Genomic DNA, 25,275 nt, shown 5'->3' with positions numbered 1-25,275 from the left:
CACGGCGGTGCGGCGTGGCTGCGAGGATGGTGGGCGTGACTGGAACGCTCGTACTGGCAGGGACCCCCATCGGCGACACCGCGGACGCGCCCCCTCGGCTGGCGGCCGAGCTCGCCGCCGCCGATGTGGTGGCCGCCGAGGACACCCGGCGGCTGCGCCGCCTCACCCAGGCGCTGGACGTCCAGCCGGGTGGCCGGGTGGTGTCCTACTTCGAGGGCAATGAGGCGGCCCGTACGCCCGAGCTGGTGGAGGCGCTGGCGGGCGGCGCCCGGGTGCTGCTGGTCACCGACGCCGGGATGCCATCGGTCTCCGACCCCGGCTACCGGCTGGTCGCCGCCGCGGTGGAGCGCGGCATCACGGTCACCGCGGTGCCCGGCCCGTCCGCGGTGCTCACCGCGCTGGCGGTCTCCGGGCTGCCGGTGGACCGCTTCTGCTTCGAGGGCTTCCTCCCGCGCAAGGCGGGGGAGCGGCTGGGGCGGCTGAGGGAGGTCGTGGCCGAGCGCCGCACGCTGGTGTACTTCGAGGCGCCGCACCGGCTGGACGACACCCTGGCCGCCATGGCCGAGGTGTTCGGCGCGGACCGGCGCGCCGCGGTCTGCCGGGAGCTGACCAAGACCTACGAGGAGGTCCGGCGCGGCCCGCTCGAGGAACTGGCCGCCTGGGCCGCCGAGGGCGTACGCGGCGAGATCACTCTGGTGGTGGAAGGGGCCGCCGAGCCCGGACCGGAGGACGCCGGACCCGCGGAGCTGGCCCGGCGGGTCGCGGTGCGCGAGGAGGCGGGGGAGCGCCGCAAGGAGGCCATCGCGGCGGTCGCCCAGGCGGCCGGGGTGCCCAAGCGGCAGGTCTTCGACGCCGTCGTGGCGGCGAAGAACGCGGCGGGAAACACGCCACGCGAAGGTAAAGGGCAGTAGCGCAAAGCAAAGACCGGGTAGCGGCCGGGGCCGTTTCGTAAAGCCCGTCGCCAAAACTCCCTCAAAGTCGGGGAACAGCTGCTGCGGTATCGCACGGAAAGGCGTCCACTGGTGGGGACGGCGCGGGCGGGCCCCCACCCCGGAACCCGTGTCCCGCGTGACACGAGGAGCTGCCATGAGCGATTTCGCGGGAACCCCGAACGGTGCGCCGACGGCCCGCCTCCCCATCGGCCCGGCGGTCGGCGAAGTGGCCCACGAGGCCTATGCCTTCGCCTGTATGAAGTGCGGACACGGCTGGGAACGGTCGTACGACATCGAGCACCACGTGGACGGCGAGGGCCGGCCCTTCGTCGTGTACTTCACGGACGGGACGCGCGTCCGGTCCCCGCTCACGAGCCCCGACTGCGTCAACTGCGGTGCGCACCTGGTGCGCATCATGCGCGCGGGCCAGGTCTCGTCGGCGCTGGAGGGCGCGCGGCGCGGGCGGCGCACCGCCTCGGGGACGTCGCACTCCGGGGCGTCCGGGGCGTCGGCGGCGGAGACCGGCGACGCGGCGGAGGGCGAGGAGGGCGCCGGGAGCCGTAAGCACCACTGGCACCTCTCGGATCTGCTGCACCCGTTTCAGCACCACCGCACCTGAATCCGGCCTTCCGGCCCTTATGGGCCCGATACGGGACAAGTGAGCGGCCGGACGCGATTCACCGCGCATTCACCAACATTCATAGAATCGCGGCCATGGCAAAAACAGGATCGGCCCCCGGCGGTAGCGAGAAGGCGAACGGAGCGCAAAAGGAAAAGGACGCGCCTCCACCGCTTCCCGCACCGCTGCGGGTGCCGGTCGCCGACTCCCACACCCACCTGGACATGCAGAGCGGCACCGTCGAGGAGGCCCTCGCCAAGGCGGCCTCCGTCGGCGTGACCACCGTCGTCCAGGTGGGCTGCGACATCGCCGGGTCCCGGTGGGCGGCGGAGACCGCCGCCGCTCACGAGAGCGTCCGGGCCGCCGTCGCCCTGCACCCCAACGAGGCGCCCCGGATCGTGCTGGGCGACCCCGACGGCTGGTCCCGGCAGGGTGCCCGGGAGCCCGGCGGCGAAAAGGCCCTGGACGCCGCCCTCGCCGAGATCGACGCCCTGGCCGCGCTGGACCAGGTGCACGGCGTCGGCGAGACCGGCCTGGACTGCTTCCGCACCGGCCCCGAAGGGATGGCCGCCCAGGAGCGCTCCTTCCGCCGCCACATCGGCATCGCCAAGAAGCACGGCAAGGCACTGGTCATCCACGACCGGGACGCCCATGACGATGTGTTGCGGATCCTGGCGGAGGAGGGTACGCCCGAAACCGTCGTTTTCCACTGCTTCTCGGGCGACGCCGCCATGGCCCGGGTGTGCGCCGAACGGGGCTACTACCTGTCCTTCGCCGGGAACATCACCTTCAAGAACGCCCAGCCGCTGCGGGACGCGCTCGCCGTCGCCCCCCTCGACCGCGTCCTCGTCGAAACGGACGCACCCTTTCTGACCCCCGCCCCCTACCGCGGACGGCCTAACGCTCCGTATTTGATTCCGATCACCCTGCGGGCCATGGCCGAGGTCAAGGGAGTCCCCGAGGACACGCTCGCGGCCGCCGTAGCAGCCAATACGTCCCGCGCCTTCGGTTACTGACCGCTCGGGAGCCTTGACGACACCACGACGCAGGGTGACGGTATGGCTTTGGAGAGTCACCGCCGCTCCGCTACAGTCCCGGACCCAACGCCCCATCCCCGGACGTGTGGAGTGTTGTCGTGAGCCGTATGCAGGACAGCCACCCCGTCCCGGGCGGCCGCGCCGAAGCGCGCCGAGCCGCCCGGCGCCGACGCACAGCCGACCGGACCGACCCGATGCGGCGGCTGCTGCCGCAGGCGCTGGTGGTCGCCGCACTCGCCGGAGGCACCTCCGCCTTCGTGGCCCATGACAAGGCGGTGCGGCTCACCGTGGACGGTGAGCAGCGCACCCTGCACACCTACGCCGACGATGTCGGGGAACTGCTGGCCGACGAGAAGGTGCGGGTCGGCCGCCACGACATCGTGGCCCCCGCCCCCGGCCAGAGCCTCGCCAGCGGTGACGAGGTGGCCGTCCGCTACGGCCGCCCGGTCACCCTCACCCTCGACGGCGAGCGCCGCCGGGTGTGGACCACCGCCGGCACCGTCGACGGCGCACTGCGCCAGCTGGGGGTACGCGCCGAGGGCGCCTTCCTCTCCGCCTCGCGGTCCTCCGCCATCTCCCGGCGCGGGCTGTCCCTGGACGTCCGCACCGAGCGCACCGTCACCTTCATGGCCGACGGGCGCGAGCACACCGTCCGCACCAACGTCGCGACCATCGGCGAGGCACTGGCGGCCGCCGGGCTCACCCTGCGCGGCCAGGACACCACCTCCGTCCCCCAGGGCAGCTTCCCGCGCGACGGCCAGACGGTGAAGGTGATGCGGATCACCGGCGGCAAGGAGGTCCACGACGCGCCGCTGCCCTTCACAACCGTCCGGCGCAACGACCCCACCCTGCTCAAGGGCACCGAGGTCGTGGAGCGCCAGGGCGAACCGGGCCTCCTGCGCAGCACCTACCGGGTGCGCACCGTCAACGGCGTCCGCCAGCGGCCGCACAAGCTGGGTTCGGAGGTCGTCAAGGCCCCGGTGTCCAAGGTCGTCCGGGTCGGCACCAGGACGCCGCCCCCGGCGTCGCCCGGCGGCGGCTCCGACGGGCTCAACTGGCAGGCGATGGCGCACTGCGAGTCCGGCGGCCGGGCCGACGCGGTGGACGGCAGCGGCCGCTACGGCGGGCTCTACCAGATGGACCGGCAGACCTGGCGGTCCGTCGGCGGCAGCGGCAACCCCCAGGACGCACCCGCCTCCGAGCAGACCTACCGCGCGAAGAAGCTCTACGTGCAGCGCGGCTCGAGCCCCTGGCCGAACTGCGGCAGCAGACTGCACCAGTGACCCCTGGGGATGCCCGGCGAACCGGGCCGCGGAAAAACCACCTAAACTTCCCCGGTGAGCTCCCCCGACCCCGATGTCCTGCTCGGCCCCGCCGACATCCGCGAACTCGCGGCCCGGCTCGGCGTGCGCCCCACCAAGCAGCGCGGCCAGAACTTCGTCATCGACGCCAACACGGTCCGCCGGATCGTACGCACCGCCGGCGTACGCCCCGACGACGTGGTCGTCGAGATCGGTCCCGGGCTCGGCTCGCTGACCCTGGCCCTGCTGGAGGCCGCCGACCGGGTCACCGCCGTGGAGATCGACGACGTGCTGGCCGCCGCCCTGCCCGGCACCGTCGAAGCCCGGCTGCCCGGCCGCGCCGACCGCTTCGCGCTGGTGCACCAGGACGCGCTGCGGGTCACCGAACTGCCCGGACCCGCCCCCACCGCGCTGGTCGCCAACCTCCCGTACAACGTCGCGGTCCCGGTGCTGCTCCATATGCTGGCCCGCTTCCCGAGCATCGAGCGGACGCTCGTCATGGTGCAGTCCGAGGTCGCCGACCGGCTCGCCGCGGCGCCCGGCTCCAAGGTCTACGGGGTGCCGTCGGTGAAGGCCGCCTGGTACGCCCGGGTCAAGCGCGCGGGCGCCATCGGGCGCAATGTGTTCTGGCCCGCGCCCAATGTCGACTCCGGTCTCGTCTCGCTGGAGCGCCGCCCCGAACCGCCCCGCACCACCGCGACCCGGGAACAGGTCTTCGCGGTCGTGGACGCGGCCTTCGCCCAGCGCCGCAAGACGCTGCGGGCGGCGCTGGCGGGCTGGGCCGGTTCGGCCGCCGCGGCCGAGGCGGCTCTCACGGCGGCCGGGATATCGCCCCAGGCCCGTGGCGAGGCGCTCACCGTCGAGGACTTCGCCGCCATCGCCGAGCACGGACCCGCCTCCGGTTAGGGGCCCGCCCGTCGCGGGCGCGACAATGGCCTCACTCGCCGACGAGTCAGCGGCACCCATCGCCGTGCGCCTCCTTGCCCCGCCGGCAGGGGGCACCTCCCAGCGGTAGCTGGGGGAGAGCCGAAGGGGCGCCGCTGTCGAAGGCGAGAGCTCGCGGAGGCCGCGAGGCCGCGATCGACATGCGGCTCCGCCGCGTGGAGGCACCGAGCACGGCCGACCGTCGACAGGTGGCTTGTGGCGTCCCGGAGGCGAACCGAGCACCGAACAAGGAGAGGAACCCGCACCCGTGACCCGCCCCGTGACCGCCCGCGTCCCCGCGAAGGTCAACGTCCAGCTCGCGGTCGGCGGCCTGCGCCCCGACGGCTTCCACGACCTGGCCAACGTCTTCCTCGCCGTGGGCCTCCACGACGAGGTCACCGCCACCCCCGCGGACAGTCTGCGGATCACCGTCTCCGGCGCCGACGCCGACCAGGTGCCGCTGGACCGCACCAATCTCGCCGCCCGCGCTGCTCTCGCCCTCGCCGAGCGGCACGGCATCGAGCCCGGCGTCCACCTCCACATCACCAAGGACATCCCGGTCGCCGGGGGCATGGCGGGCGGCAGCGCGGACGCCGCCGGGGCACTGCTCGCCTGCGACGCGCTGTGGGGCACCGGCACCTCACGCGAGGAGCTGCTGGCCCTCTGCGCGGAGCTGGGCAGCGATGTCCCGTTCAGCCTGGTCGGCGGGGCCGCGCTGGGCCGGGGCCGCGGTGAGCTGCTGGAACCCCTTCAGACCGGCGCCGCGTTCCACTGGGTGTTCGCGGTCGCCGACGGCGGACTGTCCACCCCCGCCGTCTACCGCGAATGCGACCGGCTCCGCGAGGCGTCCGGCACCGGCGCCACCGTCGAGGACATCCCCGACCCCGAGCCGTCCCCGGCGCTGCTGGAGGCCCTGCGCACCGGGGACCCGGCCGCGCTCGCCGCCGCGGTCACCAATGACCTCCAGCCCGCCGCCCTGTCCCTGCGTCCCGCGCTCACTGAGACCCTGCGCGCCGGAGCGGACGCCGGAGCGCTCGCCTGTCTCGTCTCCGGCTCCGGCCCGACCTGCGCCTTCCTCGCCAAGGACACCGAGGCCGCGGAGGCCGTGGCCGCCGCGCTGGCCGCCTCCGGCACCTGCCGCGCGGTGCGGACGGCGTCCGGACCGGCGCCCGGCGCGACGGTGCTGACCGACTGAGCGGGTAGTCGCCGGCGGCGACTACCCTGGGACGTCGATCGATCCGCGTACAGGAGTGTGATGGCCACCAACCTGGTCAACGTCGAAGCCGTCGGCAAGGTGTACGGCACCCGTGCACTGCTCGACGGCGTCTCCCTCGGAGTCAACGAGGGCGACCGGATCGGCGTCGTCGGCCGCAACGGCGACGGCAAGACCACTCTCGTCCGGATCCTCGCCAAACTGGAGCCCGCCGACACCGGCCGGGTCACCCACGCCGGGGACCTGCGGCTCGGCGTGCTCACCCAGCACGACTCGCTCGACCCCGAGGCCACCGTCCGCCACGAGGTGATCGGCGATCTCGCCGACCACGAGTGGGCGGGCGACGCCCGGATCCGGGACGTGCTCACCGGGCTGTTCGGCGGGCTGGACCTGCCCGCCTTCCCGCAGGGCCTGGACACCGTCATCGGCCCGCTCTCCGGCGGTGAGCGCCGCCGGATCGCGCTGGCCAAACTCCTCATCGCCGAACAGGGCCTGATCGTCCTGGACGAGCCCACCAACCACCTCGACGTCGAGGGCATCTCCTGGCTGGCCGGGCATCTGCGGGCGCGCCGCTCGGCGTTGGTGGTCGTCACCCACGACCGCTGGTTCCTCGACCAGGTCTGCACCCGGATGTGGGACGTCCAGCGCGGTGTGGTCCACGAGTACGAGGGCGGCTACAGCGACTACGTCTTCGCCCGCGCCGAGCGGGAGCGCATCGCCGCCACCGAGGAGGCCAAGCGGCAGAACCTGATGCGCAAGGAGCTGGCCTGGCTGCGCCGCGGCGCCCCGGCCCGCACCAGCAAGCCGCGCTTCCGGATCGAGGCCGCCAACGCGCTGATCGCCGATGTGCCGCCGCCGCGCGACAGCGCCGAGCTGATGAAGTTCGCCAACTCCCGCCTCGGCAAGACCGTCTTCGACCTGGAGGACGTGACCGTCACCGCCGGGCCCAAGCTGCTGCTGCGCCATCTCACCTGGCAGTTGGGGCCGGGCGACCGGATCGGGCTGGTCGGGGTGAACGGCGCGGGCAAGACCTCGCTGCTGCGCGCGCTGGCCGAGGCGGCCCGTACCGAGGGCGAGACCCAGCCCGAGGCGGGCCGGATCGTGGTCGGCAAAACCGTCAGACTGGCCTATCTGTCGCAGGAGGTGGCCGAACTGGACCCGGGCCTGCGGGTGCTGGAGGCCGTCGAGCGGGTGCGGCAGCGGGTGGACCTCGGCAAGGGCCGGGAGATGACCGCCTCCCAGCTGTGCGAGAAGTTCGGCTTCACCAAGGAGAAGCAGTGGACCCCGGTCGGCGATCTGTCCGGCGGTGAGCGGCGCCGTCTCCAGATCCTGCGGCTGCTGATGGACGAGCCCAATGTGCTCTTCCTCGACGAGCCCACCAACGACCTGGACATTGAGACCCTGACCCAGCTGGAGGACCTGCTCGACGGCTGGCCCGGCTCGCTGGTGGTCATCAGCCACGACCGGTACTTCATCGAGCGCACCACCGACCGCGTGCTGGCGCTGCTGGGCGACGCCACCCTGCGGATGCTGCCGCGCGGTCTGGACGAGTACCTGGAGCGGCGGCAGCGCGTCCGGGCCGCCGCGGTCCCGGCCGCCCCCGCCCGGCAGAAGGCAGCCGAACAGCCCGCGGGCGGCCGTCCGTCCGCCGCCGAGCAGCGCGCCGCCACGAAGGAACTGCAACGCATCGAACGGCGTCTGGACCGCATCAGCGAGCAGGAGTCCACGCTCCACGACCAGATCGCCCAGAACGCCACGGACTTCACCAAGGTGGCCGAACTCGACGCACAGCTCAGGGAGCTGACCGGGGAGCGCGAGGAACTGGAGACCCGCTGGCTGGAGCTGGCCGACGACGTCTGACGAGGCCGCGCGGTGTGACGCGCGCCCGCAACAGTCCCGTCACAGGCCGGTCTCAGCTGTTCGATGAGTGGAGACCGGCCCGGAGTCCGTCGGTGCCGGGTGATACAAAGAACTCCCGCCTGCCTGCCGTTCACTGGCGGGTCCCATGTCCGATTCGCTCCTTCCTGGAGGGCTTTGACCTCCGGGATCGCGGGGGAGGCCGGTCGGAACCTGGGTCCCGCGTAAGAAGGATTCCGCATGTCACAGCCGCCTCCGCCGCCCAACCAGCCGCCGCAGGGCGGCTTCGGCGCGCCGCAGGACCCCGGTTACGGCTACCCGCAGCAGCCGCCCGCCCCGCCCCAGCAGGGCCACGGCGCGCCGCAGGCACCGGGTCAGCCGCCGCAGGGCCCACCTCCGCCTCCGCCGGTCTCTCCGCCGCAGACGCCCCCGCAGGGCGCCGGTGGCTACGGCTACCCGGGTCAGCCGGGGCAGCCGGGGCAGCCGGTGCACGCCCAGCCGACCCAGGTGGGCATGCCCTCGCCGTTCCAGTCCGGCCCGCAGCAGCAGTACGGCTACCCGCCCCAGCCCCAGTACCCCGGTGCGCCGGGCCCCGGCGGTGGCACCAACAACTCCAACCAGTCCAAGCAGCGCTTGATGATCATCGTGGCGGCCGTGGTGGCGGTCGCGCTGGTCATCGGCGGCGGCATCTGGTTCGCCACCAAGGACAAGGGTGGCAACGAGGCCAAGGACGACGACAAGAAGAGCAGCCAGGGCAGTTCGAGCGGCAGTGACGGCGGCTCCTCCGGCGGGTTCAAGAAGAAGCCCGCGCCGGAGACGGTCGACGGCAAGCTGCTCAACAAGATCCCCATGCCCAAGGTCAAGGAGCAGGTCACGGTCGAGGGCATGTGGACGACCGACGACGCCTTCGTGAAGGTCGGGGTGAACAAGGTCGTCGGCTACCCGCTGGAAGGCGGCAGCCCCAAGTGGGAGATACCGCTGGCCGGTGCGGTGTGCTGGTCCTCGCCCCATCTCACCGATGACGGTCTGACCGCGGTGGTCTACGAGGAGAGCAAGCCCACGAAGAAGGACAAGTACCCCGACTGCAACCAGGTCGGGCTGCTCGACCTCAAGCAGGGCAAGATGCGCTGGCACAAGAGCGTCGACGGCGACTACGGCGACAAGATGCGCTTCGACGAGGTGACCATCGGCGGTGGCACGGTGGCCGCGGGCGGCACCCGCGGCGGCGCGGCCTGGTCCCTCGACGGCAAGCAGCTGTGGAAGCCGAGCGAGAGCGACGAGTGCTCGGACAACGGCTACGGCGGTGGCGCCGACAAGCTGGTCGCCGTGCGCAAGTGCGGTGAATACGGCAATGAGCAGGTCCAGATCCAGACGCTGAACCCGAAGACGGGCGCGGTGCGGTCCACCTACAAGGTCTCCCGCGGCATCGAGTACGCGCACATCGCGTCCACCGATCCGCTGGTGGTCGGCCTGGACGCGGGGGACGAGACCGGCGGCGGCGTCTCCGACTTCCTGGCGATCGACGACAGCGGCAAGACCGGCAAGGTCCGCGGCAAGATCAGCACGGACAACGGCAAGTATGACCCCCGGTGCGAGTCGACCAATGTCGAGGGCTGCCGGAAGATCGCCATCAGCAAGGCCACGGACACCCTCTTCATGCCCTCGAAGGAGCGCAGCTTCAGCTCCGAGGGCACCGGGAACGAGATCGTCGCCTTCAGCATGAAGACCGGTAAGGCGATCGGGAAGACCGACGGCGTCACCTCCGCCACCATGACGCCGCTCGGCCTCGACAAGGACGGCTATGTGATCGCCTACCAGGACGGCGGCTACTCGCGCGGCGGTGCGGTCTGGCGGATCGACCCCAAGTCGTACGAGAAGAACAAGCTGCTCCAGAACAGCACCGACTCGGCCGAGACGGAGTCGGACTTCAGCGCCGACTACTCGGAGATCCTCTTCGACGGTGAGCGGCTCTACATGGGCGACCACTACGCCACCAAGCCCTCGGGTGAGTACGACAAGGACGACCCGCTGGCCGTCGTCTTCGGCGCGAGCTGACCGCGGCCCGTCCGGCACCTCCGGCCCACGACCCGCTCGCACCGGTCGGGTTCGGACGTCGACCGGATGTCAAGTAGGCACGAATGGCCGGGATTTCGGCATTCCGGGGGGCTTCTTCCCGGTAGGGGGCGCGCGACGTCGAACAAGCGTGTAGCTTCCCCCCTGGGCGAATGGGGGGAGCTCATGGGCGTGCGACTCATGGTGGTCGACGATCACCGTCTGCTCGCGGAGGCACTCGCCTCGGCGTTGAAGCTGCGCGGGCACCGGGTGCTCGCCGCGGCCGCGCCGAGCGCGGGGGCGGCGGAGCTGGTGGTGAGCCGGGCACCGGAGGTGTGTCTGCTGGGCACGGCGACACCGGCGGAGCCGGGGGCGTTCGATCCGGTCGTGCGGATCAAGAAGGAGCGGCCGCAGGTCGCGGTGGTGGTGCTCGGCCCGGTGCCGAGTCCGCGCGGCATAGCCTCCGCGTTCGCGGCCGGGGCCTCCGGCTATGTGCGCCACGACGAGCGGATCGAGGGCGTGGAGCGCGCCATGATGAAGGCGCGGGCCGGAGAGGCGGCGGTGGCCCCGCAGTTGTTGCAGGGGGCGTTCGCGGAGCTGCTGAACCCCTCGGCTCAGCCCGATGACGAGGGCGCCCGGCTGCTGCGGATGCTCACCCCGCGCGAGGTGGAGGTGCTGGTGCGGGTCGCGGAGGGCGAGGACACCCGGCTGATCGCGGCCGGGATGGGGATCGCGCCCAGTACCGCCCGTACCCATGTGCAGCGGGTGTTGATGAAGCTGGGCGTCGGATCGCGGCTGGAGGCGGCCGCGTTGGCGGCGCGCACGGGTCTGCTGGAGCGGGCGGCGGCGCACCGGGCGTCGCCGCCCGCCTGAACTCCGTCCTGTCCAGCGGCAGGTGTCAGGCCGCTTCGTCCCCGGGCCGGGCCGGACCCGGCGGTGGCTCGGGGGCGGGTTCGGGGGCGGGCTCGGGGGCGGCCGCGGGCCGCAGCCACATCCAGAGCAGGAACAGCAGCCCGACGACGAGCATCGACAGGCCCGTCCAGAGGTTGATGTTGATGTTCTGGGCCTTCTTCAGATCCGCGTCGGAGGCGGTGAACCCGGCGATCGTGACGATGATCCCGTAGATCACGAACAGACCGCCGATGAGCCGCCGGACGTCGAACAGCCGGGCCGCGGTCGCCGACTTCCCCTCGAGTTCCTCGACCTGGTGCTGGTACTCGTACTCGTCGCTCATGGCACGAACTCCTTTCCGGTCCCGGTCACAGGGAGAACGGGACGTAGCACAGGGCCGCGAGGATGATCGCGCCCCAGCCCAGCAGCGCGGGCTTGCGGTACCAGGCCTCGTCGCCCGCGGCCGGGGGTTCGGCCATCCCGGGCGAGGTGGTGCCGTAGACCAGACCGGCCAGCGACTCCACCGGCTTGGGCGTGGTGAACAGCGAGACCCCGACCATCACCACACCGCCGACGACGAACGCCACGATGGCGGAGACGAAGTTGGCGCCCTGGTCGCTGGGGATGGAGATGACCCCCGCCTTGTAGAACCAGAAGTAGTTGATCATCGCGGCCACGGTGCCGCTGAGCAGCCCCCAGAACCCGGCCGCGGCGGTGGCCCGCTTCCAGAACATGCCGATGATGAAGACGCAGAACAGTGGCACGTTGAAGAAGGAGAACAGGGTCTGGAGGTAGTTCATGATGTTGCTGAACGAGGAGGCGATGAAGGCCGTCCCCATACCGCACAGCACCCCGATGGCGGTGACCACCCGCCCGGTCAGCAGGTAGTACTCGTCCGGGCGGCCCTTGCGGACGTAGGCCCCCCAGATGTCGTTGGTGAACACCGTGTTGAACGCCGACACATTGGCCGCCATGCCCGCCATGAAGGCGGCCAGCAGGCCGGTCACCGCCAGCCCCAGCACCCCGTTGGGCAGCAGATCGCGCATGAGCAGCGGGATCGCGTCGTTGTACTGGAAGCCGCTCTTCTCGCTGCCGATGCCCGGTTCGAGGACCAGCGCGATCAGCCCGGGGACGACCACGATCAGCGGGATGAACATCTTGGGGAACGCGGCGATCAGCGGGGTGCGCTGGGCGGCCGAGAGGTTCTTGGCCGACAGCGCGCGCTGCACCTCGGCGAAGTTGGTCGTCCAGTAGCCGAAGCTCAGACAGAAGCCCAGGCCCAGCACGATGGTCAGCCAGTTGGCGCCCAGCGGGTTGGGGCTGCCGATACCGGTACCGCCCCACGCCGAGGTGAAGTCGGTGCCGTGGGAGGCGTCGAGGGAGTCCATCAGCCCGCCCCAGCCGCCGACCCGCTCGAGGCCGACGATGGTCAGCGGGATGAGGGCGGCGAGGATGACGAAGAACTGGAGCACCTCGTTGTAGATCGCCGAGGAGAGACCGCCGAGGGTGATGTAGGCCAGCACGAAGAAGCCGGCGACGACGATGGCCACCCACTGCGGCCAGCCCAGCAGCGCCTCCACCACGATCGCCATCGCGTACAGGTTGACGCCCGCGATCAGCACGGACGCCACGGAGAAGATCACCGAGCTGAGCAGATGCGAGGACTGCCCGTAGCGGTGCAGCAGGAACTCGGGGACGGAGCGCACCTTCGACCCGTAGTAGAAGGGCATCATCACCAGGCCGAGGAAGACCATGGCCGGGATGGCACCGACCCAGTACCAGTGCACGGTGTAGACGCCGTACTGTGCGCCGTTGGCCGCCATGCCCAGGATCTCCAGGGCGCCGAGGTTGGCGGCGACGAAGGCGAGCCCGGTGACCCACGCGGGCAGTGACCGCCCGGAGAGGAAGAAGTCGAGGCTGGTCTTCACGCTCCGTCTGGCGGCGAATCCGACGCCGAGCACCACGGCGAAGTAGAGGATGAGGATCGAGTAGTCGAGCGCGTTGGTGGGGAGCCGTAGTCCTTCGGCCAGATAGTGCATGGGTGACTCGCTTCATTGCGTGAACGGAATGCACCACAAACGTGCGGTGAAGGTATCCGAATTCTCCATCTTTGTCCGAGCACCTTCACCATCCATTGACGTCGCTGTGCGCTTGTGGTTCATTATGTTTAGTTGTGTTGAGTGGAGATGGCAAGGTGAGGAGCCGGCGGAGTGAAGAAGACGGCGACGCGGCTCGCGGACGGACGCGAGCTCATCTACTACGACGCGCACGCCGACGCGGTGCGCGACGCCGTCGACCTGCGGCCGCTGGACCCGATCACCACCCGCTCCGAGATCCGCCACGACCCGCTGCTCGGCGACGACGTGGCCATCGCCTCGCACCGCCAGGGGCGTACCTACCATCCGCCCGCCGACGCCTGCCCGCTGTGCCCCTCCAAGGACGGGCGGCAGAGCGAGATCCCCGCGTCCGACTACGACGTGGTCGTCTTCGAGAACCGCTTTCCGTCGCTGGCGGGGGAGTCGGGCCGGTGCGAAGTGGTCTGCTTCACCTCGGACCACGACGCCTCCTTCGCCGAACTGCCGGTCGAGCGCGCCGCCCTGGTGCTCGACGTCTGGGCCGACCGCACCGCCGAGCTGGCCCAACTCCCCTCCGTCGAGCAGGTCTTCTGCTTCGAGAACCGCGGCAGGGAGATCGGTGTCACCCTCGGCCATCCGCACGGCCAGATCTACGGGTATCCCTTTGTGACCCCGCGTACCCGCCGGATGCTGGATTCCGCCACCGCCCACCGTGAGCGGACCGGTCGGAATCTGTTCGACGATGTGGTCGCCGGGGAGCTGGCCGACCGGCGGCGGGTGGTGCTCGACGGCGAGCACTGGGCCGCCTTCGTCCCCTATGCCGCCCACTGGCCGTACGAGGTTCACCTCTACCCCAAGCGGCGGGTCCCGGACCTCACCGAGCTGGACGATGCCGCACACAAAGAATTCCCACAGGTGTATCTGGAACTCTTGCGGCGCTTCGACCGGATCTTCGGGGACGGGGAGTCGCCCACGCCGTACATCGCCGCCTGGCACCAGGCGCCGTTCACCGCGGCGAACCGGCGGGATTTTGCTCTGCACCTCGAGCTTTTCACCATTCGCCGCACTTCCGGCAAGCTGAAGTTTCTCGCGGGTTCCGAATCCGGCATGAATGTGTTCATCAACGATGTGCCGCCGGAGGCCGCGGCCGAGCGACTGCGAGAGGTAGCGAGCAAGTGAGCAATGCGCAGCAGAAGAAGTACCTGGTCACCGGCGGTGCCGGCTATGTCGGCAGCGTGGTCGCGGCGCATCTGCTGGAGGCCGGTCACCAGGTGATGGTGCTGGACGACCTGTCCACCGGGCACCGCGCGGGGGTCCCCGGCGGTGCGGAGTTCATCGAGGGCCGGGTCCAGGACGCCGCCAAGTGGCTCGACCCCTCCTTCGACGCCGTCCTGCACTTCGCCGCGTCCTCGCAGGTCGGCGAGTCCGTCGTACGTCCCGAGAAGTACTGGGCCAACAATGTCGGCGGCACCACCGACCTGCTCGCCGCGATGCGGGACGCCGGGGTGCGCACCCTCGTCTTCTCCTCCACCGCCGCCACCTACGGCGAACCCGACCAGGTGCCGATCACCGAGGACGCCGCCACCGCGCCCACCAACCCCTACGGGGCCACCAAGCTGGCCGTCGACCACATGATCAGTGGCGAATGCGCCGCCCACGGCCTGGCCGCCGTCTCGCTGCGGTACTTCAACGTCGCGGGCGCCTACGGTGCGTACGGCGAGCGCCATGACCCCGAGTCCCATCTGATCCCACTGGTGCTCCAGGTCGCCCAGGGCCGCCGCGAGACGATCTCCGTCTACGGCGACGACTACCCGACCCCCGACGGCACCTGTGTGCGTGACTACATCCATGTCGCCGACCTGGCCGAGGCCCATCTGCTGGCGCTGTCCGCGGCGGCCTCCGGTGAGCATCTGATCTGCAACCTCGGCAACGGCAACGGCTTCTCCGTCCGTGAGGTCATCGAGACCGTCCGCCGCGTCACCGGCCACCCCGTCCCCGAGACCGCGGCACCCCGCCGCGGCGGCGACCCGGCGGTGCTGGTGGCCTCCGCCGAGCGTGCCAAGGACCGGCTGGGCTGGCGCCCGAGCCGTGCCGACCTGGCCGGAATCGTCGCGGACGCCTGGGAGTTCGCGCAGCGAAGGGAGAGCGAGTGACCGACAGCGACAGGGCGTGGCAGGCGGCGGACCGGTTCCGGGAGGTCTACGGAACCGATCCCGCCGGGGTGTGGGCGGCGCCGGGGCGGGTCAATCTGATCGGTGAGCACACCGACTACAACGACGGCTTCGTCATGCCGCTCGCCCTGCCGCACACCTGCCTGGCCGCCGCCGCCCCGCGCCGCGACGGTGTGCTGCGGGTGCACTCCGGGGAGGCGCCGGGCGGCGTCGTCGAGCTGCGGGTCGCCGACCTGGCACCGACCGGGTCGAGCGGGCCGGGCGGGGACCGCGGCGGCTGGGCGGCCTATCCGGCCGGTGTGGTCTGGGCGCTGACCGGGGCCGGGCTGCTCCCGGACTCCGCTGACGGCCCGCCCGGAGCCGATCTGTACTTCACGTCCGCCGTGCCCACCGGTGCCGGGCTCTCCTCGTCCGCGGCGCTGGAGGTCGCCACCGCGACCGCCCTGAACGACCTCTACGGGCTGGGGCTCGAGCCGGGGGAGATCGCCCGGCTGTGCCAGCGCGCGGAGAACGACTTCGTGGGCGTCCCCTGCGGGATCATGGACCAGACCGCGTCCGCCTGCTGCACCGCGGGCCATGCGCTCTTCCTCGACGCCCGGGACCTGACGCGCCGCCAGGTGCCGTTCGACCTGGCGGCCGAGGGGCTGCGGCTGCTGGTGGTGGACACTCGTGTCACCCATGAGCTGGGCGAGGGCGCGTATGCCGCCCGGCGCGCCGCGTGCGAGACGGCCGCGCGGGAGCTCGGGGTGCGGGCGCTGCGCGAGGTGTCCGTCGAGGACCTGGACGCGGCGCTCGCCCGGCTCGCCGAGGCCGGCCAGGACGCCAGTGTGCTGCGGCGGGTCCGCCATGTAGTGACCGAGAACCGCCGGGTGGAGGAGACCGTCGCCCGGCTCGACGCCGGAGACGTCCGTGCCATCGGGCCGGTGCTGACCGACGGCCACGCCTCCTGCCGCGACGACTTCGAGATCTCCTGCGCGGAGCTGGACCTCGTCGTGACGTCGGCGAACGCGGCGGGTGCGCTGGGGGCGCGGATGACCGGCGGCGGCTTCGGCGGGTCGGCGATCGTGCTGGTGGCGGAGGAGACCGCGGACGCGGTGGGCAAAGCGGTCACCGAGGCGTTCGCCGGGGCCGGATACGCGACGCCGCGGATCTTCACCGCGGTGCCCAGCGCGGGGGCGCGGCGCCTCTAGCCGCGATCTCCTCGGCCAGCCCCCGATCACATTTCGCCGTTCTGGGGTGACATACTCCACAAGACCGAACACAAAACTCACAGTAAACGGGTGCGGACGGACAGTTTCGCGAAAGGGCTCCGGATTGTGGGTCCCGGCCTTACGCTGAGCACAGCACCGGTGGGGGCCGGTGTTTCATCAGGGGGCGAGACAGTCAGGTACGACGCCCGGGGTGGGGTAGCAATGACGGTGCGGCGGCGGCCGCGCGGATTGCGGTGACCTCGTGCCGGGCGCCGTACCCGCACTGATGCTCGGTGCAGTCCGGGAAGTATCCGGCGACGTGGGGGTGTCCGTGGCACGTATTCGGGTTCTCGTGGTCGACGACCATCGCATCTTCGCCGAGTCTCTGGCCGCCGCCCTCGCGGCGGAGCAGGATGTGGACGTGGCCGCGGCAGGGAGCGGTCCGGCGGCGTTGCGCTGTCTGGAGCGGGGCGCCGCGGAGGGGCGCCGTTTCGATGTCCTGCTGGTCGACGCCGATCTGGGCACGGCGGTCGGTGAGAGTGTGCCGGTGCCGCTGCCCGCGCAGCCCGACACGGCGTACGGCGGAGCGCGGCCACCGGGGCCCGGCGCACCCGCCCGGTCGGTCAACGGCCGTGCGTCGGACGGGATTTCGCTGGTCGGCGGAGTCCGCACCGCCCAGCCGGGGGTGCGGACCGTGGTGCTCGCCGAACGGGACGATCCGCGCCGGGCGGCCGCGGCGCTCCAGGCCGGGGCGTGCGGCTGGGTCGCCAAGGACTGCTCGCTGGTCCGGCTGCTCGCGGTGATCCGGGGGGTGCTGCGGGACGAGACGCATCTGCCGCCCGCTCTGCTCACCGGCGTTCTGCGGGAGTTGACGGCCGCGCGCAAGCACCGCACCGAGAGCGAGCGCCTGGTGGAGTCGCTGACACCGCGTGAGCGCGAGGTATTGCGCTGCATGGTGGCCGGGCTCGGCCGCAAGGCGGTCGCCGAGCGGCTGTTCCTCTCCCCGCACACCGTCCGCACCCATATGCAGAACGTGCTGGGCAAGCTGGGGGTGCACTCCACCCTCGCGGCGGTGGCGCTGGCCCGGCGGGCCGGGGTCGGTCCGGTCGACCTAGCCGGGGAAATTGTCGAACGGGGCGGTCAGCTGGCGTAGCAGCGCCGCCAGTTCCGCGCGCTGGGCCTGGGAGAGTTCGGCGAGGAGGGCGTGCTCCTGCTCCAGCAGCCCGGCGAGTGCCTGGTCCGCGCGGTCCCGTCCCTCGGCGGTGAGCCGGACCAGCACTCCGCGCCGGTCGCTGGGGTCGGGCTCCCGCCGCACCAGGCCCTTCTTGGCGAGCCGGTCGATCCGGTTGGTCATGGTGCCCGAGGTCACCAGGGTCTGGGTGAGCAACTGCCCGGGGGAGAGCTGGTACGGGGCCCCGGCCCGGCGCAGCGAGGTCAGGACGTCGAACTCCCAGGGCTCCAGCTGATGCTCGGCGAAGGCGATCCGCCGTGCCCGGTCCAGATGGCGGGCGAGCCGGCTGACCCGGCTGAGCACTTCGAGCGGTTCCACATCGAGGTCGGGGCGCTCCCGCCGCCACGCCGCGACCAGCCGATCGACCTCGTCCTCCATGGCGATCAGTGTAGTAGGTCTGTCGACATGAAGTCTCTTGACATCAAGAGATATCCTGGAGCACGGTGAGGACGCCCGGAAACGCGATCACGACGTCCCGATCCGACCGTTACCCGCAGGGGGCTTGACGACCATGAGCACCGCACCGCACTGGGATCCACAGCAGTACCTGCGCCACTCGGGCTATCGCACCCGGCCCTTCCTCGACCTGCTGGCCCGGGTCCCCCGGCTGCCCGCGGGACCCGGCCGCCCGCCCCGGATCGCCGACCTCGGCTGCGGCCCCGGCAATGGCACCGTGCTGCTCTTCGACCGCTGGCCCGACGCCGACGTCATCGGCCTGGACAACTCCGCCGAGATGCTGGAGGCCGCCCGTCCACTGGCCGGTCCCACCACCGGCGGCGGCCATCTGGACTTCCGCTCCGCCGACATCCTGAACTGGGCCCCCGACGAGACCTACGACCTGATCGTCTCCAACGCGGCGCTCCAGTGGGTGCCCGGCCACACCGACGCCTTCCCCGCCTGGCTGGACGCCCTGCGCCCCGGCGGCTCCCTCGCCTTCCAGGTCCCCGGCAACTTCACCGCCCCCAGCCACACCCTGATGCGTGAGCTGTGCGAGTCGCCCCGCTGGCACGACCGGCTGGCCGGAGTGCTGCGCCACCGTGCCGCGGTCCTGGACCCGGTCGGCTACCAGGATCTGCTGGCCGGGCTCGGCTGCGAGGTCGACGCCTGGGAGACCACCTACGTCCAGACCCTCCCCCGCGCCGACTCCGTTCTGGACTGGGTCAAGGGCACCGGACTGCGCCCCGTGCTGACCGCTCTCGCGGACGATCCGCGGGCGCGCGAGGAGTTCGTCGCCGAGTACCGCGAGCGGCTGCGCGCGGCGTACCCGGCCCGGCCGTACGGCACGCCCTTCCCGTTCCGCCGCATCTTCGTGGTCGCCCGCAAGGGGAAGAAGTGATCGCCGCCGTCGACCATGTCCAGCTCGCCGCCCCGCCGGGCAGCGAACCCGTGCTGCGCGCCTACTACGCCGATGTCCTCGGCATGACCGAGATCCCCGAGCCACCCGTCCTGGCCGCGCGGGGCGGGGTGGGGTTCCAGACCGGATCCGTCCAGCTCCACCTGGGTGTCGAGGAGGACTTCCGGCCCGCCCGCAGGGCTCACCCCGGGCTGCGCGTCACCGCTGTCGAATCCTTCGCGGCGCGGCTCACCGAGCGCGGCGCCCCGGTCACCTGGAACGGCGACCTCCCCGGTCACCGCCGCTTCTACTCCGAGGACCCGGTGGGCGACCGGCTGGAGTTCCCGGAGCACACCGGCTGACCCGCCGATGCCACCGGCCGCCGGATGATCGGCCTCGCTCCGGGTGGGCCGCGCGCCCGGGGCCACGGCCGGTCTCAGCTCTTGCGGTGGCCTATCAGCCGGGGTTTGGGCTCCAGGCCGTCCAGACCGTGCCAGGCCAGATTCACCAGATGCGCCGCCACCTCGGCCTTCTTCGGCTTGCGGACGTCCAGCCACCACTGGCCGGTCAGCGCGACCATGCCGACCAGCGCCTGGGCGTACAGCGGGGCCAGCTTGGCGTCGAAGCCGCGGGCCTTGAACTCCAGCCCGAGAATGTCCTCCACCTGGGTGGCGATATCGCTGATCAGCGAGGCGAAGGTGCCCGTCGACTGGGCGACGGGGGAGTCACGCACCAGGATCCGGAAGCCGTCGGTGTACGCCTCGATGTAGTCGAGGAGCGCGAACGCGGCCTGTTCCAGCAGCTCGCGGGGGTGGCCCGCGGTCAGGGCTCCGGTCACCATGTCCAGCAGCTGGCGCATCTCGCGGTCCACCACCACCGCGTACAGCCCCTCCTTGCCGCCGAAGTGCTCGTAGACCACCGGTTTGGAGACCCCGGCCTTGGCCGCGATCTCCTCCACCGATGTGCCCCCGAAGCCCCGCTCGGCGAAGAGCGTGCGACCGATGTCCAGCAGCTGCTCCCGGCGTTCCTTGCCGGTCATCCGGACCCGGCGGGTACGCCGGGTCCCGGAGCCGGAGTGCCGGGCGGCCCTGGCGGGCCGGTCCCTGTTGCCGCTGGTATTACTATCGGTCGCCACAGGCTCCATCATGCCGCTCCGACGGACTCCTTTTGACGCCGGGCGTCGATACGGGCCTCGTCCGGCCACCGGACGTCGTACGCCCAGCCCGCCTTCTCGAACCAGCGGATGATCCGGGCGCTGGAGTCCAACTGCCCCCTCATCACTCCGTGCCGGGCACAGGTCGGGTCCGCGTGGTGCAGGTTGTGCCACGACTCACCGCACGAGAGCACCGCGAGCCACCACACGTTGCCGGAGCGGTCGCGCGACTTGAACGGGCGCTTGCCCACCGCGTGGCAGATCGAGTTGATCGACCAGGTGACGTGGTGCAGCAATGCCACCCGGACGAGCGACCCCCAGAAGAACGCGGTCACCGCACCCTGCCAGGACCAGGTCACCAGACCGCCGATCAGCGCGGGCAGCATCAGTGACACCACGGTCCACAGCACGAACTGCCGGGAGATCGTACGGACGGCGTTGTCCTTGATCAGATCCGGTGCGTACTTGTGCTGCGGGGTCTGCTCCTCATCGAACATCCATCCGATATGTGCCCACCACAACCCCTTCATCAGGGCCGGTACCGTCTCCCCGTACCGCCACGGAGAGTGAGGGTCACCCTCGGCGTCGGAGAACTTGTGGTGCTTGCGGTGGTCGGCCACCCAGCGCACCAGCGGCCCCTCCACCGCCAGCGATCCGGCGATGGCCAGTGCGATCCGCAGCGGGCGCTTGGCCTTGAATGAGCCATGGGTGAAGTAGCGGTGGAAGCCGATGGTGATGCCGTGGCAGCCGATGTAGTACATGGCCACCATCAGCGCCAGGTCCAGCCAGCTCACCCCCCAGCCCCAGGCCAGGGGGACGGCGGCGATCAGCGCGACGAACGGGACGGTGATGAACAGCAGCAGGGTGATCTGTTCGATGGAACGCTTGCTGTCCCCGCCGAGTGTGGCGGAGGGATGCGGCGTCTCCTGGGCCTTCGGCGCGTCGTGGACCACGTCGGGGCTTGCAGTCATGGGATCCCTCGTGGGGCTCGGGGGCTGGGCTACGGATCCGTAACCTACGGCGACGTAAGTATGGCAGGGTCACGAAGCGGGGCAAGAGGGCTCTGGACCCTCTCGGGTTACGCGCCGCATATCCTGGGTGCGTCGGACAGCGCGGTCCGCACCTGGCCGAAAGCATGGGGGCCATGTCCCGCGGTACCCGCCGCGCAGGCGCCTCGCCCCGCTTGACGAACCCCGTTCACTGCAAGGAGCCCGCACCTGTGAGCAGTGCCGACAACACCAATGCCGCTTTGCGCGCCGATATCCGCCGACTGGGCGATCTGCTCGGCGAAACCCTCGTCCGGCAGGAGGGCCCCGACCTCCTCGACCTCGTCGAGCGCGTCCGCGCCCTCACCCGCAGTGACGGAGAGGCCGCCGCGGACCTGCTCGGCTCAACCGATCTCCAGACCGCGGCCAAGCTCGTACGGGCCTTCTCCACCTATTTCCACCTGGCGAACGTCACCGAGCAGGTGCACCGCGGCCGTGAGCTGCGCACCCGCCGCGCCGCCGAGGGCGGCATCCTCTCCCGCACCGTCGACCAGCTCAAGGACGCCGACCCCGAGCACGTACGGCACACCGTCGAGCGCCTGAACGTGCGCCCGGTCTTCACCGCGCACCCCACCGAGGCCGCCCGCCGCACCGTCCTCAACAAGCTCCGCCGGATCGCCGAGCTCCTCGACGCGCTCGCCGCCGGGGGCGAGGAGCGCCGCACCGATCTGCGCCTCGCCGAGAACATCGACCTGCTCTGGCAGACCGACGAGCTGCGGGTGGCCCGCCCCGAGCCCGCCGACGAGGCCCGCAACGCCATCTACTACCTCGACGAGCTGCACGCCCACGCCGTCGGCGACGTCCTGGAGGACCTCACCGCCGAGCTGGAGCGCGTCGGCCTGGAGCTGCCCGCCACCACCCGCCCGCTGACCTTCGGCACCTGGATCGGCGGCGACCGCGACGGCAACCCCAACGTCACCCCCGAGGTCACCCGTGAGGTGCTGATCCTCCAGCACGAGCACGGCATCACCGACGCGCTGGAGATCATCGACGAGCTGCGCGCCGCCCTCTCCAGCTCCATCCGCAACTCCGACGCCTCCGAGGAACTGCTCGACTCCCTCCAGCGCGACCTGGAACTCCTCCCGGAGATCAGCCCCCGCTACAAGCGGCTCAACGCCGAGGAGCCCTACCGGCTCAAGGCCACCTGCATGCGGCAGAAGCTGGTCAACACCCGGGAGCGGCTCGCCGCCGACACCCCCCACCAGCCCGGCCGCGACTACCTCGGCACCCCCGAACTCCTCGCCGACCTCCACCTCATCCAGGACTCGCTGCGCGCCCACCGCGGGCGGCTCATCGCCGACGGCCGCCTCGAGCGCGCCATCCGCACCCTGGCCGCGTTCGGTCTCCAGCTCGCCACCATGGACGTCCGGGAACACGCCGACGCCCACCACCACGCGCTCGGCCAGCTCTTCGACCGGCTCGGCGAGGAGTCCTGGCGCTACGCCGACATGCCGCGCGACTACCGCCGCAAGCTGCTGGCCAAGGAGCTGCGCTCACGTCGTCCGCTCGCGCCGTCCCCGGCTCCGCTGGACGCCGCCGGGGCCAAGACCCTCGGGGTCTTCCGCACCATCCGGGAGTCCTTCGAACGGTTCGGCCCGGAGATCGTCGAGTCCTACATCATCTCCATGTGCCAGGGCTCCGACGACGTCTTCGCCGCCGCGGTCCTCGCCCGAGAGGCCGGGCTGATCGATCTGCACGCGGGCTGGGCCAAGATCGGCATCGTGCCTCTCCTGGAGACCACCGACGAGCTGAAGATCGCCGACACGCTGCTCGACGAAATGCTCGCCGACCCCTCCTACCGGCGGCTCGTCGCCCTCCGCGGCGATGTCCAGGAGGTCATGCTCGGCTACTCCGACTCCTCCAAGTTCGGCGGGATCACCACCTCGCAGTGGGAGATCCACCGCGCTCAGCGGCTGCTGCGCGACGTCGCCCACCGGCACGGTGTACGGCTGCGCCTCTTCCACGGCCGCGGCGGCACCGTCGGCCGTGGCGGCGGCCCCACCCACGACGCCATCCTCGCCCAGCCCTGGGGCACGCTCGAGGGCGAGATCAAGGTGACCGAACAGGGCGAGGTCATCTCCGACAAGTACCTCGTCCCCTCCCTCGCCCGGGAGAACCTCGAGCTGACCGTCGCGGCCACCCTCCAGGCGTCCGCCCTGCACACCGCCCCCCGTCAGTCGGACGAGGCGCTCACCCGCTGGGACGCGGCGATGGACACCGTCTCCGACGCCGCCCACGGCGCATACCGCAGGCTGGTCGACGACCCCGATCTGCCCGCCTACTTCTTCGCCTCCACCCCGGTGGACCAGCTCGCCGAACTCCACCTGGGCTCCCGGCCCTCCCGCCGCCCCGACTCGGGCGCCGGGCTGGACGGACTGCGCGCCATCCCGTGGGTGTTCGGCTGGACCCAGTCCCGGCAGATCGTGCCCGGCTGGTTCGGTGTGGGCTCCGGCCTCAAGGCCGCCCGTGAGGCCGGCCTCGACGGCGTCCTCGACGAGATGCACCAGCACTGGCACTTCTTCCGGAACTTCCTCTCCAACGTGGAGATGACGCTCGCCAAGACGGATCTGCGGATCGCCCGCCACTACGTCGACACCCTGGTGCCCGACGAGCTCAAGCACGTCTTCGACACCATCGTGGCCGAGCACGAGCTGACCGTGCGCGAGGTGCTGCGCATCACCGGCGGGACCGAACTCCTGGACTCCAACCCGGTGCTGAAGCAGACCTTCCATGTCCGGGACGCCTATCTCGACCCGATCTCCTACCTCCAGGTGTCGCTGCTGCACCGGCAGCGCACCGCCCGCGAGCGCGGTGAGGAAGCCGATCCGCTGCTCGCGCGCGCCCTGCTGCTCACCGTCAACGGCATCGCGGCGGGTCTGCGCAACACCGGCTGACCGTAGGCCGCACACCACACGGCACCGGGCGGTGGCCCCCTCCACGAGGGAGGGCCACCGCCCGGTGCCGTGCGTGGTGTTCAGCCGCCGGAAGGACGCGTCAGAAGGTGAGCGTGGCGAACGAGGCGCCGAGCAGGGCCACGCCCAGCAGCCCGATCACCCACGCCGTACGCCGCATCCGCAGCCCGCCCGCCACCAGCAGTGCGGCCAGCAGCAGCGATCCGCCGAACGGCACCCACGCGTGCAGCACCCCCGCCGGACCGGTGCGGACCCCCTCGTCGGCACCCGGTATGAGCGCCACCGCCACCCGGTCGCCGGGCCCGTCGGTGACGGCCTTGTCGATCCGGATCCGGCCGTGGTCCTCTCCGCCGCCCCGGGCGGGTGCGAAGGAGCCGGTGCACCAGTCGTCGCCGCAGTGGGAGACCGTGACCACACCCTGCTCCAGCCCCTTGGTGAGCATCGCCGGGCGGGCGTCGCTCCAGGACGACCACACACCGGCGGCCAGCAGGAACAGCGCGATCAGCGACACCGCCGCGTTCTTCGCGAGCAGCATCAGCCCGTACGCGCTCTCGCCCGCACGACGGGTGCGGCTGCGCTTGGTGGTCACAGTGGTCGCACCGGTGGAAGCCATGCGGGGGATCCTGGCCATGACAGGCCCCGGGGTCAACCTCGGGTGCAGAAACGGGCGAACAGGCGTTTGTCAGGAGTTGTACGTGGACTGCGCGCGCTCCAGACCGTCCACGATCAGCGTCTCCACCGCATCGGCCGCACGGTCCACGAAATAGTCCAACTCCCTGCGCTCAGCAGAGGAAAAGTCCTTCAGGACGAACGCCGCGACATCCATCCGGCCCGGCGGGCGGCCGATCCCGAAGCGCACCCGGTAGTAGTCCTGCCCCAGCGACTTGGTGATCGACTTCAGTCCGTTGTGGCCATTGTCACCACCGCCCAGCTTCAGTCGCAGCGCCCCGTAGTCGATGTCCAATTCGTCATGGACCGCCACGACATGACCCACCGGCACCTTGTAGAAGTCGCGCAGCGCGGTGGTCGGTCCGCCCGAGAGGTTCATGAACGACATCGGTTTGGCGACGACGACCCGGCGGCTTCCCGGACCGGGCGGACCGATCCGCCCCTCGACGACCTGGGCCCGCGACTTGTGCGCCTTGAACCGGGCGCCCATCCGCTCGGCCAGCAGATCGGCCACCATGAAGCCGACGTTGTGGCGGTTGGCGGCGTACTCGCCCCCGGGGTTGCCGAGGCCCATCACCAGCCAGGGGCTCGTGTCGTCCGTGGTCGTCATCTGTTGTCTCTCCTGGAGGGACGGCCGCCGTCCCGCCCGCCGCACCGGAACACGGGGCG

23 protein-coding genes are annotated in these 25,275 nt (G+C 71.3%); 16 read left to right on the top strand and 7 right to left on the bottom strand.

Translation table 11 applies throughout. The features are described from left to right. The first annotated feature begins 35 nt into the window (after positions 1 to 35). The 9 genes from rsmI to HUT19_RS15060 all read left to right on the top strand — a co-directional run bounded on the left by rsmI (position 36) and on the right by HUT19_RS15060 (position 10,808). Entirely contained in the window at positions 36 to 911 is an 876-nt protein-coding gene (rsmI, locus tag HUT19_RS15100) for a 16S rRNA (cytidine(1402)-2'-O)-methyltransferase (RefSeq protein WP_176180994.1), read from the top strand. A 175-nt stretch (positions 912 to 1,086) separates the two neighbouring features. Next, positions 1,087 to 1,551, top strand: coding sequence for a hypothetical protein (locus tag HUT19_RS15095; RefSeq protein WP_176180993.1), 465 nt, complete (start codon positions 1,087 to 1,089; stop codon positions 1,549 to 1,551). Positions 1,552 to 1,646: 95 nt separating this feature from the next. Continuing rightward, positions 1,647 to 2,567, top strand: a complete 921-nt coding sequence (locus HUT19_RS15090) for a TatD family hydrolase (RefSeq protein ID WP_176180992.1) — start codon at positions 1,647 to 1,649, stop codon at positions 2,565 to 2,567. 104 nt (positions 2,568 to 2,671) lie between these two features. Next, positions 2,672 to 3,871, top strand: coding sequence for a resuscitation-promoting factor (locus HUT19_RS15085; protein WP_254885578.1), 1,200 nt, complete (start codon positions 2,672 to 2,674; stop codon positions 3,869 to 3,871). Positions 3,872 to 3,925: 54 nt separating this feature from the next. Continuing rightward, positions 3,926 to 4,795 (top strand): 16S rRNA (adenine(1518)-N(6)/adenine(1519)-N(6))-dimethyltransferase RsmA, encoded by an 870-nt coding sequence (gene rsmA, locus HUT19_RS15080; RefSeq protein WP_176180991.1) that lies wholly within the window; start codon positions 3,926 to 3,928, stop codon positions 4,793 to 4,795. A gap of 286 nt (positions 4,796 to 5,081) precedes the next feature. After that, positions 5,082 to 6,008 carry a 4-(cytidine 5'-diphospho)-2-C-methyl-D-erythritol kinase gene (locus tag HUT19_RS15075; RefSeq protein WP_176180990.1) on the top strand — a complete coding sequence of 309 codons (927 nt, stop codon included), beginning with the start codon at positions 5,082 to 5,084 and terminating at the stop codon, positions 6,006 to 6,008. A gap of 60 nt (positions 6,009 to 6,068) precedes the next feature. After that, positions 6,069 to 7,886 (top strand): ABC-F family ATP-binding cassette domain-containing protein, encoded by a 1,818-nt coding sequence (locus tag HUT19_RS15070; RefSeq protein ID WP_176180989.1) that lies wholly within the window; start codon positions 6,069 to 6,071, stop codon positions 7,884 to 7,886. Between the two features lie 237 nt (positions 7,887 to 8,123). Next, the gene (locus HUT19_RS15065; protein ID WP_176180988.1) at positions 8,124 to 9,938 is read left to right on the top strand and encodes a hypothetical protein; all 1,815 of its coding nucleotides are present in this window, start codon (positions 8,124 to 8,126) and stop codon (positions 9,936 to 9,938) included. Positions 9,939 to 10,121: 183 nt separating this feature from the next. Next, positions 10,122 to 10,808 (top strand): response regulator transcription factor, encoded by a 687-nt coding sequence (locus tag HUT19_RS15060; protein WP_176180987.1) that lies wholly within the window; start codon positions 10,122 to 10,124, stop codon positions 10,806 to 10,808. Between the two features lie 25 nt (positions 10,809 to 10,833). Here the strand turns inward: HUT19_RS15060 and HUT19_RS15055 are convergent, their stop codons facing one another. Beyond that, positions 10,834 to 11,169, bottom strand: a complete 336-nt coding sequence (locus HUT19_RS15055) for a hypothetical protein (protein WP_176180986.1) — start codon at positions 11,167 to 11,169, stop codon at positions 10,834 to 10,836. A gap of 25 nt (positions 11,170 to 11,194) precedes the next feature. After that, entirely contained in the window at positions 11,195 to 12,865 is a 1,671-nt protein-coding gene (locus HUT19_RS15050) for a sodium:solute symporter family protein (protein ID WP_176180985.1), read from the bottom strand. 171 nt (positions 12,866 to 13,036) lie between these two features. Between HUT19_RS15050 and galT the strand changes: the two genes are divergently transcribed. The 4 genes from galT to HUT19_RS15030 all read left to right on the top strand — a co-directional run bounded on the left by galT (position 13,037) and on the right by HUT19_RS15030 (position 17,415). Next, entirely contained in the window at positions 13,037 to 14,080 is a 1,044-nt protein-coding gene (galT, locus tag HUT19_RS15045; RefSeq protein ID WP_176180984.1) for a galactose-1-phosphate uridylyltransferase, read from the top strand. Then, a complete protein-coding gene (galE, locus tag HUT19_RS15040; protein ID WP_176180983.1) occupies positions 14,077 to 15,054 on the top strand; it encodes a UDP-glucose 4-epimerase GalE in 978 nt (325 codons plus the stop codon). The genes galT and galE overlap by 4 nt, the downstream gene beginning before the upstream one ends. Further along, positions 15,051 to 16,262, top strand: a complete 1,212-nt coding sequence (gene galK / locus HUT19_RS15035) for a galactokinase (protein ID WP_176180982.1) — start codon at positions 15,051 to 15,053, stop codon at positions 16,260 to 16,262. Before galE ends, galK begins: the two co-directional genes overlap by 4 nt. A gap of 331 nt (positions 16,263 to 16,593) precedes the next feature. Then, positions 16,594 to 17,415 (top strand): response regulator transcription factor, encoded by an 822-nt coding sequence (locus HUT19_RS15030; RefSeq protein ID WP_217712260.1) that lies wholly within the window; start codon positions 16,594 to 16,596, stop codon positions 17,413 to 17,415. Here HUT19_RS15030 and HUT19_RS15025 read toward each other — a convergent pair. Then, a complete protein-coding gene (locus HUT19_RS15025) occupies positions 17,374 to 17,871 on the bottom strand; it encodes a MarR family winged helix-turn-helix transcriptional regulator (protein WP_176180980.1) in 498 nt (165 codons plus the stop codon). The genes HUT19_RS15030 and HUT19_RS15025 overlap by 42 nt on opposite strands. Positions 17,872 to 18,004: 133 nt before the next feature. Between HUT19_RS15025 and HUT19_RS15020 the strand changes: the two genes are divergently transcribed. Both HUT19_RS15020 and HUT19_RS15015 read left to right on the top strand, forming a co-directional pair. Beyond that, positions 18,005 to 18,829 carry a trans-aconitate 2-methyltransferase gene (locus HUT19_RS15020; protein ID WP_176180979.1) on the top strand — a complete coding sequence of 275 codons (825 nt, stop codon included), beginning with the start codon at positions 18,005 to 18,007 and terminating at the stop codon, positions 18,827 to 18,829. Then, positions 18,826 to 19,188, top strand: coding sequence for a VOC family protein (locus HUT19_RS15015; RefSeq protein WP_176180978.1), 363 nt, complete (start codon positions 18,826 to 18,828; stop codon positions 19,186 to 19,188). Before HUT19_RS15020 ends, HUT19_RS15015 begins: the two co-directional genes overlap by 4 nt. A 74-nt stretch (positions 19,189 to 19,262) precedes the next feature. On the opposite strand, the gene HUT19_RS15010 is transcribed toward HUT19_RS15015, so the two are convergent. Next, positions 19,263 to 19,970 (bottom strand): TetR/AcrR family transcriptional regulator, encoded by a 708-nt coding sequence (locus HUT19_RS15010; protein ID WP_176186893.1) that lies wholly within the window; start codon positions 19,968 to 19,970, stop codon positions 19,263 to 19,265. After that, positions 19,970 to 20,950 carry a fatty acid desaturase gene (locus HUT19_RS15005; RefSeq protein WP_176180977.1) on the bottom strand — a complete coding sequence of 327 codons (981 nt, stop codon included), beginning with the start codon at positions 20,948 to 20,950 and terminating at the stop codon, positions 19,970 to 19,972. The genes HUT19_RS15010 and HUT19_RS15005 overlap by 1 nt, the downstream gene beginning before the upstream one ends. 248 nt (positions 20,951 to 21,198) lie before the next feature. On the opposite strand from HUT19_RS15005, the gene ppc reads away from it, so the two are divergent. Next, complete coding sequence (gene ppc, locus HUT19_RS15000) at positions 21,199 to 23,919, top strand: phosphoenolpyruvate carboxylase (RefSeq protein WP_176180976.1); 2,721 nt, start codon at positions 21,199 to 21,201, stop codon at positions 23,917 to 23,919. A gap of 100 nt (positions 23,920 to 24,019) precedes the next feature. Here ppc and HUT19_RS14995 read toward each other — a convergent pair whose 3' ends face one another. Both HUT19_RS14995 and pth read right to left on the bottom strand, forming a co-directional pair. Continuing rightward, entirely contained in the window at positions 24,020 to 24,550 is a 531-nt protein-coding gene (locus HUT19_RS14995) for a hypothetical protein (RefSeq protein WP_176180975.1), read from the bottom strand. A gap of 69 nt (positions 24,551 to 24,619) precedes the next feature. Beyond that, positions 24,620 to 25,216: an aminoacyl-tRNA hydrolase gene (pth, locus tag HUT19_RS14990; protein WP_176180974.1), complete on the bottom strand. Its 597-nt coding sequence runs from the start codon at positions 25,214 to 25,216 to the stop codon at positions 24,620 to 24,622. Between the last annotated feature and the right edge of the window lie 59 nt (positions 25,217 to 25,275).

The organism is Streptomyces sp. NA02950 (assembly GCF_013364155.1).
Taxonomy (GTDB): domain Bacteria; phylum Actinomycetota; class Actinomycetes; order Streptomycetales; family Streptomycetaceae; genus Streptomyces.
Note: the sequence above shows the minus strand (reverse complement) of the source record. Positions and strands in the feature narration are given on the sequence as shown.